The following is a 15,701-nucleotide window of genomic DNA, read 5'->3' on the forward strand; positions in this document are numbered from 1 at the left end:
GGCCGGCTCCTTTCTTGTGCGGGTCAGCGGCGCGGCGCGTCGGTGACGACGGAGCCGGCGAGCCGGTCGTGCAGGCCGCGCCGGTGCTCGTCCATGAGCAGGGCCGGCACGGCCAGGGCCAGCAGGAATCCGCGCAGCAGCCCGCGGAGCAGCCCGATCCGGCCGCCGTCGGCCCAGGCGACGCAGCGCAGCCGGGTCAGGTACATGCCGGGGGTCTGGGCGAACAGGCCGATGAAGAAGCCGTACTCCAGGATCAGCACCAGGACCGGCGGCCAGCCGTCGCGGACCGGGTCGGAGAAGGCCCGGGCGACCATCAGGCACAGCACCCAGTCGATGATCAGGGCGCCGAATCGGCGGCCGAGGCTGGGCGGGGTGAAGGCGGGGTCGGCGGCGGGCGGCACCGGTGTGGCGGCGGTATCGGTCACAGCGGCCAGGGTAGCGCCGCCGCAACCCCTGACGAAAAATCCGACATTCGCCGCCAGAGCGTGCCGGAGTGACGCTCCGCAAGCGACGTAACACGGCGGAAACAGACGAGACACGGCCGGGCAACCCCCCGGCCATAGCGTCGCCAGTAGTTAGCTACCGGAGTGGACCTGCCAGGAGGACGTGTGTTCGCCAATTCCGAGGAACTCCTGCGATACCTCGCCAACGAGGACGTGAAGTTCGTCGACGTACGTTTCTGTGACCTGCCCGGCGTGATGCAGCACTTCAACCTGCCGGTCGAGTCGTTCGACGACAGCGTGTTCACCGACGGCCTCGCCTTCGACGGCTCCTCGATCCGCGGGTTCCAGGCCATCCACGAGTCCGACATGCTCCTGCTGCCGGACGTCGCCACCGCCTTCATCGACCCGTTCCGCACGCAGAAGACCCTCGCGCTGAACTTCTTCATCCACGACCCGTTCACCCGCGAGGCCTACTCCCGCGACCCCCGCAACGTCGCCAAGAAGGCCGAGGCCTACCTCGCCGCCAGCGGCATCGCCGACACCGCCTACTTCGGCGCCGAAGCCGAGTTCTACATCTTCGACTCCATCCGCCACGAAACCTCCGCCCACCAGTCGTTCTACTACATCGACTCGATCGAGGGCGCCTGGAACAGCGGCCGCATCGAAGAGGGCGGCAACCGCGGCTACAAGACCGCCTACAAGGGCGGCTACTTCCCGGTGCCGCCGGTCGACCACTACGCCGACCTGCGTGACCGGATCGTGCGGCGCCTCGTCGACGGTGGCTTCACCGTCGAGCGGTCGCACCACGAGGTCGGCACCGCCGGCCAGTCGGAGATCAACTACAAGTTCTCCACGCTGCTGCACGCCGCCGACCAGCTCCAGCTGTTCAAGTACATCGTCAAGAACGAGACCTGGGCCGCCGGCAAGACCGCGACGTTCATGCCCAAGCCGCTGTTCGGTGACAACGGCTCCGGCATGCACACCCACCAGAGCCTCTGGCGCGGCGGCGAACCGCTGTTCTACGACGAGACCGGCTACGCCGGCCTGTCCGACACCGCCCGCTGGTACATCGGCGGCCTCCTGCACCACGCCCCCTCGCTGCTGGCCTTCACCAACCCGACGGTGAACTCCTACCGTCGTCTGGTGCCCGGCTTCGAGGCGCCGGTCAACCTGGTCTACTCCCAGCGCAACCGCTCCGCGTGCACCCGCATCCCGGTCACCGGCAGCAACCCGAAGGCCAAGCGCGTCGAGTTCCGGGTGCCGGACCCGTCCAGCAACCCGTACCTGGCGTTCTCGGCGATGATGATGGCCGGCCTGGACGGCATCAAGAACAAGATCGAGCCGCCGGCGCCGATCGACAAGGACCTGTACGACCTCCCGCCGGAGGAGTGGGGCGACGTCAAGCAGGTCCCGGGCTCGCTGCCGGAGGTGCTCACCGCGCTCGAGGCCGACCACGACTACCTGCTCGACGGCGGCGTGTTCACGCCGGACCTGATCTCGACCTGGGTCGAGTGGAAGCGGGCCAACGAGGTCGACCCGGTGCGCCTGCGCCCGACCCCGCACGAGTTCGCGATGTACTTCGACTGCTGAGCACGCTCGTCAGCACCGGCCGGGCCGGCTCCGCGATGGCGGAGCCGGCCCGGCCGTTTCACGCGGCTCGGCGGCGCAGTGCCGCCCGGACTCCGGCCACCGCGACGACCACCACCAGCACCGTCATCAGCACCGCGCCGGGCGCCTTGGTGAACCGGGCCAGGTTGGTGCCGTCGGGCAGCGTGAGCAGCGAGACCGCCGCGCAGGGGGCCACGAACCACACCTCCCGGGCCAGCGGCACCGCCGCGACCGCGAGCAGCGTCAGCGGCCAGATCGCGTACCAGGGGTGGAAGACCGGTGCGAGCAGCACGGTGGCGGCGAGCGCCAGTCCCGCGCCGAGCAGCGCCACCCGGGGCCGGGCCACTGTCAGCCGGGCCACCCGCTGCCGGCTGTCGTTGAGCCGCCGCAGCGCCGTCCACGCCCGCCACCAGAGCGCGACGAGGGTCCCGGCCAGCAACGCCAGCGCGACGGCGCGCACCACCGGGACCGCCCGGGGCCGCTGCCCGGCCAGTTCGCCGGCGTAGTCGATGACGAACCCGATCGCGGTGGGCGGTGAGGTCCACTGCTGCGAGTCGCCGCTGTGGCCGAGTCCGCCGATCCAGCCCAGCCCGAGGCCGGTGGCGAGCGAGACGACGAGCAGCGTGCCGAGCACCGACGCGGCCAGTTGCCCGCCGTCGCGCAGCAGCGCCCGCCAGGTGTAGCGGCCGAGCACGGCGGCGAGCGCCGCGAACGGCAGCGCGACGACCGCCACCGCCTTCACCGCCACGGCCAGGCCGAGCAGCACCCCGGCGACCAGCAGCGCGCGCGGTTTGCCCGGCAGGCGGACCAGCACCAGCAGGCCGAGCAGGAGCAGGCCGAGCGCGAGCGCGTCGTTGTGCGCGCCGGCCACCAGGTGGATCCCGACCAGCGGGCAGGCGAGCACCAGCCAGGCGGCCCGGCGGGTGGGCACGCCGGCGGCCCGGGCCAGGCCGGGCAGGCAGAGCGCGGCCAGCAGCACCCCGGCCACCGCTATCAGCCGAAGCGCCACGACGGTCCCGATCAGGCCGCCGCCGGCGAGGACGGCGAGCCCGGCCAGCAGCACGAAGAACGGCCCGTACGGCGCCGGGGTGTCCCGCCAGATCGGCGACACCGAGTCGGTCCACGGGCAGCCGGCCGCCGCGACCCCCACCCGGTACGGGCTGAGGCCCTGCGTCCACGTCCAGCCCTGGCAGGCGTACGAGTAGACGTCGCGGCTGCCGATCGGCGGCGCGGCGAGCAGCGGCAGCGACCAGAGCCCGGCGGTCACGTACGCCCACCGGCCGGACGGCGCGCCCCACCGCAGCGACCACCAGGCGCCGACCAGCAGCAGCGTCCCGGCCAGCCAGCAGCCGAGCGTCAGCGGCCCGTTCGGGGCCGCCCAGATCGCGGCGAGCGTGCTGCGCGGGGGCGGGCCGGGCAGCGCGCCGCCGAGCCACCCGGCGACGGTGAGCAGCACCGCCCCGGCGAGACCGGCGTAGCGGGCGACGGCGGCGGCGATCGGCCGGACCGGTCCGTCGACCTCGCTCACCGGCACACTCCTCAGTCCGCGGGAACCGGCTGCCGGCCCTTGCGAGCCGACCGTACCAACCAGACGACCACGCCGATCACGAACAGCGTCATCAGCGGCGCACCGGGCATCTTGCTGTACCGGGCCAGCCCGGTTCCGTCGGCGAGCACCAGGAACGACGACACCACGGTGACGATCGAGAACCAGAGCGTGCGGTGCGCGGTGGCGGCCAGCACCGCCAGCGGCCACAGCCAGTACCAGGGGTGGAACAGCGGGGACAGCGCGACGGTGGCGGTGAGCGCCAGCGCGGCGTGCCAGAACGGCTCACCGCGACGCAACGAGCGGAACCACAGCCAGATCAGCACCCCGACCAGCACGACCATGCCGATCGCCCGGGTCACCGGCAGCGCGTCGACGTGCACCCCGAACGGCGCCAGCAGATAGCCGACGGTCTGCCCCACCGCTGTCGGCGGCGACGTCCAGGCCACCACCAGGCTGCCCTGCTCCAGCCCGCTGATGAACCCCAGCCCCAGGCCGGAGACGAGCGTCACCCCGGCCAGCGCCACGAGCGATCCGCCGACCACCCACCCGCCGTCGCGGACCAGCGACCTGATCCGGTACGCCCCGACGATGGCGGCGAGCGCGGCGAACGGCATCACGACCAGCGCGGTGACCTTGACGGCGGCGGCGAGTCCGAGCAGCGCCCCACCGGCGAGCAGCGGCCAGGGCCGCCCCGGCCGGGCCGCCACCACCGCCAGCCCGGCCACGAGCAGGCCGATCATCAGCGCGTCGTTGTGCGCACCGGATATCAGGTGCACGGGCACCAGCGGGCTGGCCAGCGCCAGCCACAGCGCCCGCCGCGGCGGCACCCCGCAGCGGCGGGCCAGCACCGGCAGCGCCCACGCGGTGAGCGCCACCCCGGCCACGGCGAGCAGCCGGAACAGCGCGACCGCGCCGAGCAGCGACCCGGTCGCCTCCACCACCGCACCGGCGAGCAGCACGAACAGCGGCCCGTACGGCGCCGGGGTGTCCCGCCAGATGTAGGAGATGGTGTCCAGCCAGGGGCAGGGCAGCGCGGACACGCCCTGCTCGTAGGGGTTGATCCCGGCCGAGAAACTGGCGCCCTGGCAGGCGTACGCGTACACGTCCCGGCTGCCCAGCGGCGGCGCGACGAGCATCGGCAGCAGCCACAGCGCGACTGTGACCAGCACCCAGCGCGAAGACGGCACCCGGTCCCGCAACGACCACCACGCCCACGCCAGCAGCCCGGTGCCGACCAGCCACAACCCGATGATCAGCGGCCCGTTCGGGCCCTGCCAGATGCTGACCGGGGTGGGACGCAACTCGCCGTCGGGCAGGGCGCCGCCGAGGAACGCGGCCACGGCGAGCAGCACCGAACCCGCCAGGCCGATCCAACGCGAGAGGTGGTGAGGCACGCCCGACATGCTGCCAGTACGGTGGTTCGCGATCAGGAGGTGGGCATGCGGGGCGGTCGGGTGGTGGCGGTGTCCGCCGCGTTCGCGCTCGTCCTCGCCGTGCTCCACCTCACCCTGCCGGTCACCGGCTCGGACCTGTCCGCCCAGGTCGCCCGCGCCGACTTCTTCGCCGCGCACCCGTCCGCCCTGGTCGACCTGCGCTGGTACGGCGGCGTGCACCCGTGGGGCTACAGCCTCGTCTCGCCGCCGCTGATGGCACTGCTCGGCGTACGCGTCACCGGCGCACTCGCCCTGCTCGCCTCCGCCACCGCGTTCGCCGCCCTGCTGGTGCGGACCCGGGTGCCCCGACCGCTGCTCGGCAGCCTGGTCGGTGTGGTCACGATCGCCGGCAACCTGGTCTCCGGCCGGGTCACGTACGCCCTCGGCGTCGCGTTCGGCCTGGCCGCGCTGCTCGCGCTCACCGTGCCCGCCCGACGTGCTGCCGCCGTCGACGCTTCCGGCACCGGTGCCGGTGCGGCCGGTGCCGCTGCTGGTCCGGCCGGCCCCGGCGCGCCGGCCTCGCCCGTCGGCATCTGGGCGGGCCGGAGCGTCTGGGCGGCCGTCGCCGCCGTTGTCGCCGCGCTGCTCGCCTCCGCGGCCAGCCCGGTGGCCGGGCTGTTCGTCGGGCTCGCCGGCGTCGCGCTGCTGCTGAGCCGCCGGTACGCCGACGGCCTGCTGCTCGCCGTACCCGCGGCCGGACCGCTCGCCGTGACCGGGCTGCTGTTCGGCGAGGGCGGCTGGATGAACATCAGCCGCACCGACACCGTGCACGCCGTGGTGACGAGCCTGCTGGTCGCGGCGCTCGTGACGTACCGGCCGGTGCGGGTGGGCGCGCTGCTGTCCGCGGCCGGGGTGCTGGCGTCGGCGTTGCTGCCCACCCCGGTCGGGCTGAACGCCACCCGCCTGGTGGTGATGTTCGCGCTGCCGCTGCTGGCCGCCGCGGCGACGCCACCGGCGAGGCTGGGCATCCCCCGGTTGCCCCGGACCGCCGGTGCAGCCGGGCTGACCGCGCTGCTCGCTGTCGTCTGCTGGTGGCAGCCGCCGGTGGTCACCGCCGACCTGCACAGCGCCGACGATCCGACGGCCGACCCGGCGTACTTCGCGCCGCTGCGCGCGGAACTGGCCCGGCGCGGGCTCACCGGACGGGTGGAGGTGCCGCCGACCCGCAACTACTGGGAAGCCGCCCGGATGGGCGAGGTGCCGCTGGCCCGGGGCTGGCTACGCCAGGCCGACATCGACCGCAATCCGCTGTTCTTCACCACGGTGCCCGGCGCGGACGGCACCGGCATTCCGCTGACCCCCGTCACCTACCGGGACTGGCTGGCCGACAACGCGGTGCAGTACGTGGCAGTGCCCGACGCCGAGTTCTCCTGGGTGGGGCGATCCGAGGCGGAGCTGGTGGAGACGGGCCTGCCGTACCTGACCGAGGTCTGGTCGGACCGGCACTGGAAGCTGTACGCGGTGGCCGAGCCCACCCCGGTCGTCGGCGCGCCGGGTGAGCTGATCAGCCAGGACGGCGCCTCGATCACCTTCCGCGCCCCCGCCCCCGGCCCGATCCCGATCCGGGTCCGCCACGATCGCTGGCTGACCGCCTCAGGCGGCGCCGAAGTCACCCAAGACGGCAAGTGGACAACGGTGACGGTCCCCCGAGAGGGCACCTACACCCTTACAAGCTGATCCCGGCGGAGATCTTGGTACGAAATGGCCCCCATAGGGGCCGTTCCCTACCAAGATCTCTCGGCTTTCCTGAGATTCGGAAAGCATTTCTCGCGTGTCGGGACCAGCAGCGGCAGCGGAGGCGAGGGCGGCCATCGAGGTCCCGGCATCCCGTGGCACCGGGCTGGACCGCCTCGCCCTCTGACCGCCTCCCCGCTGCCGACGACAGGCGACGCAGCTAGGCATTACAGCTAGGGCCGCAAGTGCAAGATCGACGTTGGGACCGGGCGGGGCGAGGTCGAGGGCGGGACGGGGCACGGCCGACGTGAACAAGGCCGAGGGCCGGGCAGGCGCCGCCTAACCAAGAGGCGTGGGCGGGCGCAGGGCCTAGAGGGGGGACTCCAGGATGCGCTGGACGACCGTGCGGGAGTGGCGGCCCGTTCGCAGGTACTCGTCGAGGAACTCGCCCTGGTCCTCGCGCCCCAGCAGCCGCACCACCCCGGCCAGCTCCACCCCGTGCCGGGGCAACTGGTCCCCCGCCCGGCCGCGTACCAGCATCAGCGCGTCGCGCACCTCGGCGGCGAGCGTCCAGCCGGCGGCCAGCTCGGCGGCGTCGGTGGCGTCGAGCAGGCCGGCGTCGCGGGCGGCGGTCAGGGCGTCGAGCGTACGGGTGCCGCGCAGCTCGGGGATCCGGCCGGCGTACCGGAGCTGAAGCAGCTGCACGGCCCACTCGACGTCGGCGAGCCCGCCCCGGCCCAGCTTGGTGTGGGTGGCCGGGTCGGCGCCCCGGGGCAGCCGCTCGGTTTCCACCCGCGCCTTGATCCGGCGGATCTCGATGACCTGCTCGCGGGTCAGCCCGTCGGCCGGGTAGCGCACCGGCTCGATCATCGCCTCGAACTCGGCGCCCAGGTCGGCGTCGCCGCAGACGAACCGGGCCCGCAGCAGCGCCTGCGCCTCCCACACCCGCGACCAGCGCGCGTAGTACTGCGCGTACGCGGCGAGGCTGCGTACCAGCGGGCCCTGCCGGCCCTCGGGGCGCAGGTCGGCGTCCACACCGAGCGGCGGGTCGGGGGCGGGCGCGGACAGCAGCCGGCGCAACTCCTCGGCGATGGCCTGCGCCGCCGCGCTCGCGGTGCTCTCGTCCACGCCGGGCGGCGGGTCGTAGACGAACAGCACGTCGGCGTCGGAGAGGTAGTTGGACTCGTACCCGCCGAGCCGGCCCATGCCGATCACCGCGAAGCGCAGGCCGGGCGGTCCGGGGTGGACGGTACGGGCGGCGCGCAGCGCGGCGGCCAGCGTGGCGTCGGCGACGTGGGACAGCGCGGTACCCACCGCCGTCACGTCGACCACCGTGGGCCGCCGCTCGCCGCCGCCGACCGGGCGCGGGGTGAGCGGCGCGAGTGAGCCGGCGCGGCTGAGCACGTCGGCGGCGGCGATGCGGACCAGTTCCCGGCGGCGCAGCGCACGGACCGCCCGGATCGCCTCGACCGGGTCGTCGTGCCGGGCAGCGGCCGCGGCGAACCCGTCGACGAGCGTCTCGCGCGGACGCGGGGTCAGTTCGCTGTCCTCGGCGAGCAGCCGCAGCGCCTCCGGCTCGCGGGACAGCATGTCGGCCGCGTACCGGGACGAGGAGAGCACCCGGGCCAGGCGGCGCGCCACCGGGCCGGAGTCGCGCAGCAGGCGCAGGTACCACGGTGTGCTGCCGAGCTTGTCGGACACCTGCCGGTAGTTGAGCAGACCTCGGTCCGGCTCGGGGGCGTCGGCGAACTCGTCGAGCAGCACCGGCAGCAGCGTGCGCTGGATCGCGGCGGTACGGCTGACGCCGCCGGTGAGCGCCTGCAGGTGCCGCAGCGCGCCGGCCGGGTCGGCGAAGCCGAGCACCTCCAGCCGGTGCCGGGCCGCCTCGGGCGTGAGGCGCAGCCCCTCGGCCGGCACCCGGGCCACGGATTCCAGCAGCGGCCGGTAGAGCAGTTTGGCGTGCAGCCGGCGTACCTCGGCGGCGTGGGTGACCCACTCGGCGCGGAACTCCTCGACGGCGCTGCGGCCCGGCGTGGCCGCGTAGCCGAGCGCGGCGGCGAGCCAGCGCAGCGCGGCCGGTTCGGTCGGCACGGTGTGGGTGCGGCGCAGGGCCTGGAGCTGGAGCCGGTGCTCGACGGCGCGCAGGAAGCGGTAGCCGCGCAGCAGCGCCTCCCCGTCGGCGCGGCCCACGTAGCCGCCGGCCACGAGCGCGCGCAGCGCCGGCACGGTGCCCGGCACCCGCAGCGACTCGTCGCCCCGGCCGTGCACGAGCTGGAGCAGCTGGACGGCGAACTCGATGTCGCGCAGCCCGCCCGGACCGCGCTTGATCTCGCGTTCCAGCTCCTTCGGCGGCACGTTGTCGAGGATCTTGCGGCGCATGGACCGGACGTCCTCGACCGCCTCGGGCCGTTCGGCGGCGGTCCACACGAGCGGGGCGAGCGCCTCGATCCACTCCCGGGCCAGCTCCAGGTCACCGGCGGCCGGGCGGGCCTTGAGCAGCGCCTGGAACTCCCAGGTGCGGGCCCAGCGCTTGTAGTAGGCGAGGTGGCTGGCGAGCGTGCGGACCAGCGGGCCCCGGTTGCCCTCGGGGCGCAGCGCCGCGTCGACCGGCCAGGCCACCAGTCCGCAGATCTGGATCAGCCGGGTGGCGATCTGGGTGGCGGCGGGCAGGTCGTCGTCGGTGGCGGAGACGAAGATGACGTCGACGTCGGAGACGTAGTTCAGCTCGTCGCCACCGCACTTGCCCATCGCCACCACGGCCAGGCGGGGACGCGGCGTGCCCTCGGGCAGCTCGTCGGCGGCGATGTCGTAGGCGGCGGCCAGCGTGGCGTCGGCCAGCCCGGACAGCGCCGCCATGGTCTGCTCCAGGCCGCGCCCGCCGGTCAGGTCGGCCGCCGCGATCCGTAGCAGCGCGAGCCGGTACGCCTGCCGCAGCAGCGGGACCGCGCCGGTCATGGTGGTGAGCCGGGCGGCCACGCTCAGGTCGAGCCGCCCGTCCGCGGTGGGGGCGAGCCCGTCCGGCTCGGTGGCCAGCACCGCCCACTGCCCCGGGTTGGCGACCAGGTGGTCGCCGAGCGCGGAGGAGGCGCCGAGCACCGCGATCAGGCGGCGGCGCAGCCCGGGGTCGGCGGCCAGCGCGTCGCGTACGGCCACCTCGTCGCCGGAGCGCCGCTCGGACTCGACCAGCCGGTGCAGCTGACGCAGCGCCAGGTCCGGGTCGGCGGCGCGGGACAGCGCGGCGAGCAGTTCGGCGGCGCGTTCGTCGGCCGGCTCCTGCGTCTCGGGCCGCCACAGGTCGAGCCCGTCCGGGCCGAGCAGGTCGGCGGCGCGCGTGGCGCCGTCCCCCTCGGCGAATCCGTAGCGGGCCAGGCGCCCGCGGGCCGGCCGGGTCACCGTCAGGCCCCGAGCAGCGGCAGGCTGCGGCGCGGGTTGTCGTCGCCCAGTTCGCCGAGCGCGAGCGCGGCGAACCGGATCGCGAACGGCTGCCACGCCTCCTCGACGTCGGCCATCACCCGGTCGCAGGCGGCCACCACCAGCTCCGGGTCGTAGTCCAGCTCGGCCAGCACCGCCGAGTCGCGGGACCACTCGGCGATCATGGCGGTGTCGCACTCGATGTGGAACTGCAGGCCCCAGGCCCGATCGCCGAGGCGGAACGCCTGGTGCGGGTAGCGGGTGGACGCGGCCAGCAGCGTCGCGCCGTGCGGCAGCTCGGTGATCTCGTCGGCGTGCCACTGGAGCACGTCGGGCATCAGCGGCACGTACCGGAACAGCGGATCGTCCTCGGCGGCGTCGCGCCGGCCCACCAGGGCCGGGCCGATCTCCGGCCCGGACGGGCTGCGCTCGACCAGGCCGGCGTGCGCGGTGGCGAGCAGTTGCGCGCCGAGACAGATCGCGAGCGTGGGCACCCGCTGGCGGACCGCCTTGCGCAGCAGCCCCTCCAGCGCCGGGAACCAGGGCGCGCCGGGGGCGCCGTCGGACCCCGGGTACGCCTGCTGGTCGCCGCCGAGCACCACCAGCGCGGCGTATCCCTCCAGGTCGGCGGGGAGCGCGTCACCGGCGTGCGGACGCAGCACGCGCAGTTCCAGGCCCCCTTCGGTGAGCCACTCCCCCAGGCGGCGGAGGTCGTCGGTCGGGTCGTTCTCGATCACCAGCGCGGTCGCCACGACGTCGAGGCTAACCGGTGCGGCCGACAGGGCACGGTCCGGCAGGCCCTAGGCTCGCGATCGTGCCCGACGACTGCCTGCGCCCACCGGCCCTGCGTCCCGGCGACGCGGTGATGCTGGTGTCCCCGTCCGGACCGACCCGTCCCGAGCGGGTGGCCCGTGGCATCGAACTGCTCACCGGCTGGGGGCTGCGTCCGGTGCCCGCGCCGAACGCGTACGCCCGGCGGGGTTACCTGGCCGGCGACGACGCGCTGCGGGCCGCGGACCTGAACGCGGCGTTCGCCGACCCGGAGATCCGTGGGGTGATCTGCACGCGGGGCGGCTACGGCGCGCAGCGGGTGGTGGACCTGATCGACATGGCGGCGGTACGCCGGGACCCGAAGGTGGTGGCCGGGTTCTCCGACATCACCGCGTTGCAGTTCGCGCTCTGGCGGGGCGCCCGCCTGGCCGGGGTGCACGGCCCGGGGGCGGCGTGGCGGGACGAGCGCACGCCGCTGCGCTCGGCGGAGTCGCTGCACGCCGCGCTGACCAGCGCCGAGCCGGTGACGGTGGCGGCGGTCGAGGCGGAGGAGACGTACCCGGTGCGGGTGCCCGGCCGGGCCGAGGGCCGGCTGATCGGCGGCAACCTGTGCCTGATCACCGCGTCGATCGGCACGCCGGACATGCCGGACCTGACCGGTGCGATCCTGCTGGTCGAGGAGGTGCAGGAGCCGCCGTACAAGATCGACCGGATGCTCACCCACCTGCGTCGCTGCGGCGCGCTGGACGGGATCGCCGGGGTGGCGGTGGGCCAGTTCACCGAGTGCGCGGACGGCTGGGACACCACTGTCGTGGACGTGCTCACCGACCGCCTGGGCGACCTGGGCGTTCCGGTGCTCGGCGGCCTGCCGATCGGCCACGGCCCCGACCAGCTCACCGTCCCGGTGAACACCCCCGCGGTCCTGGACGCCACCACAGGCACCCTGACGGTGACCGCCGCCGTCCGCTGAAGCCGAGGCCGAGGCCCGGCGATCATGAAGTTAGCGGCAGTTCAGAGATCCACAACTGCCGCCAACCTCATGATCAACGCGGCGCGGGCGGGGTGAGGTGGGCTACCGCGCCGATCTCCAGGGCTGCCCAGACCGTGCCGTCGGGGGTGACCGTGAGGCCATGGGGCTCCGACGCGGGGGTGGGCAGATCGTGGGCGGTGATGTGGCCGTCGGGGTCGAGGTGGGCGATGCGGTTGGCGCCCCACTCCGTGAACCAGCAGCCGCCGGCCGGGTCGGCGACGATCGCGTGCGGGCGCGCCGCGCGGTCCGGCAGCGGGAACTCGTCGATCCGCCCGTCCGGCGTGATCCGGCCGACCTGCCCGGCGGCGATCTCGACGAACCAGAGCGCGCCGTCGACACCCCGGGTGATGCCGACCGGCCCGGCCGCCTCGGTGGGCAGCGGATGCAGCGTCACCGATCCGTCCAGGTCGATCCGGGCGATCGCGTTCGCCTGGTTGAGCGTGAGCCAGAGCGCGTCGTCCGGGCCGGCCGCGAGCATCGACGGGAAGCCCTTCTCCACCGGCAGCGGGACGGACGTCACCTCCCCGTCTACGCTCACCCGGCCGGCCGTGTCGTCGCTCATGCCGGCGTACCAGAGCGCGCCGTCCGGGCCCACCGCCAGCCCGCACGGGCCGCAGCCGGGCGGCAGCGCCACCGAGCCGGTCTCGCCGTCGACGGTGATCCGGCCGAGCCGGTCGTCGCCCGAGCGGGTGTACCAGAGCGCGCCGTCGGGGCCGCCGACGATGATCAGCGGGCGGCTGCCGGGTGGGTCGTCGCGGTAGGTCCGCACCTCACCGTCGGGGCCGAGCCGGGCGACGCCGCCGGAGCCGGCCAGCGCCAGCCAGAGCGCGCCGTCGGACCCGACCGTGATCGAGTACGGGCCGGAGCCCGGCCCGGTGAGCGGGATCTCGCGGATGGCAGGCTGTGTCATGGCGTGGCCTTTCGTCGGGTTTCGCCCAGCCTCGCGGGCGCTCCGACACACCGGCAACACGAATAAAACGGGCCTTCCGGACGGGATTGCCAGCCTGCTGACAGGTTCGCCACGGGTTGCCCTCAGTTCCGGGGCTCACTGTCGGTGACGTCATCGCACCACCACCGAACAGGAGAATCGCATGATCCGCACGATGTCGAAGAAGCACCTGCTGGCCGGCCTGGCCGCTGCCGGCGTGCTCGGCGTCGGGATCGCCGCCCCGACGGTGGCGCTCGCCGACGACAAGAACCCGAAGCCGTCCTCGAGCGCCAGCAGCACCGACCAGGGTGACGAACGCCGCCAGAAGCACGCCGACCGGCAGGCCGAGTTCGCCGAGGCGCTCGCCAAGGAGCTGGGCGTGTCGACCGACAAGGTCACCGCGGCGCTGGAGAAGCTGCACGAGCAGCGGCAGGGCGACCGCCCGGAGCGGCCGGAGCGGCCGTCGACCGAGGACCGGCAGGCGGCGCTGAAGGAGCGCCTGGACCAGGCCGTCACCGACGGCAAGCTCACCCAGGAGCAGGCCGACGCGGTGCTCAAGGCCACCGAGGCGGGCGTGTTCCCGGGTGGCCCCGGCCACGACGGCAAGGGCGGCCCGCACGGCGAGCGCGGCAAGGGCGGCCCGGACGGCAAGTGACCGCACGGCCACGCCGTTTCCCGCCGGCCGGCCCTCCTCGTGACCGGCGCCGGCGAGGCCACCGCCTGACACCAGGCGGGCGGGACAGAGGCGCCGCACCGGGGCTCCCCGGTGCGGCGCCGGTCGCCGTCCCCGTGACACCGCGGCCGGCGGCACGGGGACGGCAGTAAATCAGCGAGCTGTCGCGTACGCGGCGCAGCCGATGAGTTCGAGGGAGACCTGGAGTCGCTCGAGGCTGATGTTCTTGGCGATGGTGTCCTCCGGGGTGTGGTACGGCGGCTCCAGCAGCGCCGGGCTCGTCTCACCCCGCCAGGAGAAGTTGGCGCTGGCGATGCCGACCTCCTGGAAGGACTGGTGGTCGCTGGAGCCGCGCTGCGTCACCGGCGACATCCGCGGGTCGTAGCCGAGGCGTACACCGGCGGCGGCCACCTCGTCGGTGGCCCGGTTGGACTGGCCGGTGAAGGACAGCAGCCAGTAGAGGGTGGCCGGGTCCCAGCTCGTGGCGACCATGTCGTTCTGGTACACCGCCAGGAAGCGGTCCCGCTCGGCCTGCGGGAGCTGCCGGACGTGGTGACGCGAGCCGAGCAGGCCCTGCTCCTCCGAGCCCCACAGCGCGAACCGCAGGGTGGCGTCGACCGGGATCGCCTTCATCACCCGGGCCAGTTCGAGGCAGAGCACCGTGCCGGAACCGTCGTCGTTGGCGCCGGGGGCGCCGATGACAGTGTCGTAGTGGGCGCTGACCATGACGACCGGCCCGTTCGCGCCGGACCGCCCGACCCGCTCCGCGATGACGTTGTGGGACGTCAGGTTGCGGTGCGCGACGGTGGAGATCGTGAGCGTGAGCCGCCCGGCCGCGAGCAGGGCACGCAGCCGCTCCTTCTGCGCCTGCGCGACGCCGACCACCGGGATCGGCACCGGCGTGCCCGCCGAGCCCGGCAGGGTCGGCGAGAACGCGCTGCTGCGCCGGGGCGGCACCCCGTCGGCGGCGAGGAACACCACGGCGGCCGCGCCGCGCGCCACAGCGGTGGCGACCAACTGCTCGCGCCGGGCCGCCACGTAGTCGACGAGCACGATCTGGCCGGTGACGCTCGCCGGGTAGTTCTCTTCAGCACCCGCGCCCACGTCCACCACGTCACCCTGGACTGTGGTGTCCAGCGCGGCCTGCGGGGAGGCGCCGGCCTGCCAGTTCAGGTCGGTGGGCAGCCCGGCCGGCGAGGCGAGCTGGGCGAGGAACTTGTCCGCCACCGCGAACGGCTCCAGCCGAACCTGGTAGCCGAGGCGGTCGAGCTGCTTGGCGATGTAGTCGGCGGCACGCCGCTCCGAGGCGGTCCCGCCGATACGCGGCCCGATCTCCTCGCTGAGGACGCGCAGGTGCGCCAGCGCCCGCTCGGCCGAGACCTGGGCGATGATCTTGCGATCGTCCGACGTGAGCGCCGGCTTCCGGCTCGATCCGGGGCGCTTGTCGTCGGCCGCCCAGGCCGGCGCGGGCAGGGCCACGGTGGCGGCGCCACCGAGAGCGATGGTCAGCATGCGGCGTCGGTTCACAGTGGATCCGGTGATGTCCGTGGCGGGGGAAGAGGGGTGGCCGTCGTTGGTCATACGCTTCTCCTGACTGTGCGAGCCGGCCGGTGTTGGCCGTCCGACTCGGAGGATCTTGAACATAACCCGAGGTAGGGGGCGCATCCAAGATCCTCTCCGGCGATCACCGGACCCGACATCGACCGGTCTCTCGCCCGCCGTCGCTCCACCGTGGCCGGCCGCCACGGGTGGACGGACCGGGGTCAGCCGCCGGCCGGCGGGGTGAAGACGCCGAGCAGATTGCCCGACGGGTCGCGCAACAGAGCCCGCACCAGACCGGCCGGCGTGGTAACCGGCCCCGTCACCACGACGCCGCCGGTCGCCTCGGCCCGGCGGCAGGTCTCCGCGACGTCCGCCACCTCGGCGTAGAAGATCGCGTAGTTGCCGGCGTCGGTGCCCCGGATCGCGCCGCCGATCCCCCGCTCACCGCCGGCGGTCGTCTGCCGGTACGACCCGGCCGGGCCGCCCTGCTCCTCGAAACTCCAGCCGAACAGGTCGGCGTAGAACCGCTGCGCCTCGTCCGGGCGGTCGGAGCTGATCTCGAACCAGGTCACGGGCGTGCTGGACATGCTTCCTCCTGAGGTTCGCGCCGGCGGTCGGCCGGCGTCGTCAGGAATCAGC

The 15,701-nt window shown here is 74.2% G+C and carries 11 protein-coding genes and 2 pseudogenes; 5 read left to right on the forward strand and 8 right to left on the reverse strand.

Annotated features, from left to right (window positions below; all coding sequences use genetic code 11):
* Window positions 1–23: 23 nt before the first annotated feature.
* Window positions 24–425 (reverse strand): RDD family protein, encoded by a 402-nt coding sequence (locus DQE82_RS10685; protein WP_370446787.1) that lies wholly within the window; start codon window positions 423–425, stop codon window positions 24–26.
* Between the two features lie 183 nt (window positions 426–608).
* Between DQE82_RS10685 and glnA the strand changes: the two genes are divergently transcribed.
* Window positions 609–2,033 carry a type I glutamate--ammonia ligase gene (glnA, locus tag DQE82_RS10690; RefSeq protein ID WP_043329312.1) on the forward strand — a complete coding sequence of 475 codons (1,425 nt, stop codon included), beginning with the start codon at window positions 609–611 and terminating at the stop codon, window positions 2,031–2,033.
* Window positions 2,034–2,091: 58 nt separating this feature from the next.
* Here the strand turns inward: glnA and mptB (DQE82_RS10695) are convergent, their stop codons facing one another.
* Both mptB (DQE82_RS10695) and mptB (DQE82_RS10700) read right to left on the reverse strand, forming a co-directional pair.
* Window positions 2,092–3,579, reverse strand: coding sequence for a polyprenol phosphomannose-dependent alpha 1,6 mannosyltransferase MptB (mptB, locus tag DQE82_RS10695; RefSeq protein WP_113972729.1), 1,488 nt, complete (start codon window positions 3,577–3,579; stop codon window positions 2,092–2,094).
* An 11-nt stretch (window positions 3,580–3,590) separates the two neighbouring features.
* Window positions 3,591–5,003: a polyprenol phosphomannose-dependent alpha 1,6 mannosyltransferase MptB gene (mptB, locus tag DQE82_RS10700; RefSeq protein WP_043329305.1), complete on the reverse strand. Its 1,413-nt coding sequence runs from the start codon at window positions 5,001–5,003 to the stop codon at window positions 3,591–3,593.
* 36 nt (window positions 5,004–5,039) lie between these two features.
* Between mptB (DQE82_RS10700) and DQE82_RS31440 the strand changes: the two are divergent.
* Window positions 5,040–5,474: pseudogene (locus DQE82_RS31440) on the forward strand (hypothetical protein); the annotation flags it as partial.
* Window positions 5,475–5,606: 132 nt separating this feature from the next.
* Window positions 5,607–6,710 (forward strand): annotated as a pseudogene (locus DQE82_RS10705) (hypothetical protein); the annotation flags it as partial.
* Window positions 6,711–7,076: 366 nt separating this feature from the next.
* Here DQE82_RS10705 and DQE82_RS10710 read toward each other — a convergent pair.
* Complete coding sequence (locus tag DQE82_RS10710; RefSeq protein WP_113972566.1) at window positions 7,077–10,100, reverse strand: bifunctional [glutamine synthetase] adenylyltransferase/[glutamine synthetase]-adenylyl-L-tyrosine phosphorylase; 3,024 nt, start codon at window positions 10,098–10,100, stop codon at window positions 7,077–7,079.
* Window positions 10,101–10,102: 2 nt separating this feature from the next.
* Window positions 10,103–10,870: a type 1 glutamine amidotransferase gene (locus DQE82_RS10715; RefSeq protein ID WP_030504183.1), complete on the reverse strand. Its 768-nt coding sequence runs from the start codon at window positions 10,868–10,870 to the stop codon at window positions 10,103–10,105.
* A 113-nt stretch (window positions 10,871–10,983) separates the two neighbouring features.
* On the opposite strand from DQE82_RS10715, the gene DQE82_RS10720 reads away from it, so the two are divergent.
* Window positions 10,984–11,859, forward strand: a complete 876-nt coding sequence (locus DQE82_RS10720; protein WP_247677634.1) for an LD-carboxypeptidase — start codon at window positions 10,984–10,986, stop codon at window positions 11,857–11,859.
* A 73-nt stretch (window positions 11,860–11,932) separates the two neighbouring features.
* On the opposite strand, the gene DQE82_RS10725 is transcribed toward DQE82_RS10720, so the two are convergent.
* The gene (locus DQE82_RS10725; protein WP_113972567.1) at window positions 11,933–12,829 is read right to left on the reverse strand and encodes a virginiamycin B lyase; all 897 of its coding nucleotides are present in this window, start codon (window positions 12,827–12,829) and stop codon (window positions 11,933–11,935) included.
* 181 nt (window positions 12,830–13,010) lie between these two features.
* Between DQE82_RS10725 and DQE82_RS10730 the strand changes: the two genes are divergently transcribed.
* Complete coding sequence (locus DQE82_RS10730) at window positions 13,011–13,502, forward strand: hypothetical protein (protein ID WP_069088972.1); 492 nt, start codon at window positions 13,011–13,013, stop codon at window positions 13,500–13,502.
* Between the two features lie 171 nt (window positions 13,503–13,673).
* Here DQE82_RS10730 and DQE82_RS10735 read toward each other — a convergent pair whose 3' ends face one another.
* Both DQE82_RS10735 and DQE82_RS10740 read right to left on the reverse strand, forming a co-directional pair.
* Window positions 13,674–15,032: a M28 family peptidase gene (locus tag DQE82_RS10735; protein ID WP_043329296.1), complete on the reverse strand. Its 1,359-nt coding sequence runs from the start codon at window positions 15,030–15,032 to the stop codon at window positions 13,674–13,676.
* 251 nt (window positions 15,033–15,283) lie between these two features.
* Entirely contained in the window at window positions 15,284–15,649 is a 366-nt protein-coding gene (locus DQE82_RS10740) for a VOC family protein (protein ID WP_104114833.1), read from the reverse strand.
* Window positions 15,650–15,701 lie beyond the last annotated feature (52 nt).

This window comes from Micromonospora sp. LHW51205 (genome assembly GCF_003315815.1).
Classification (GTDB): Bacteria; Actinomycetota; Actinomycetes; order Mycobacteriales; family Micromonosporaceae; genus Micromonospora; species Micromonospora chalcea.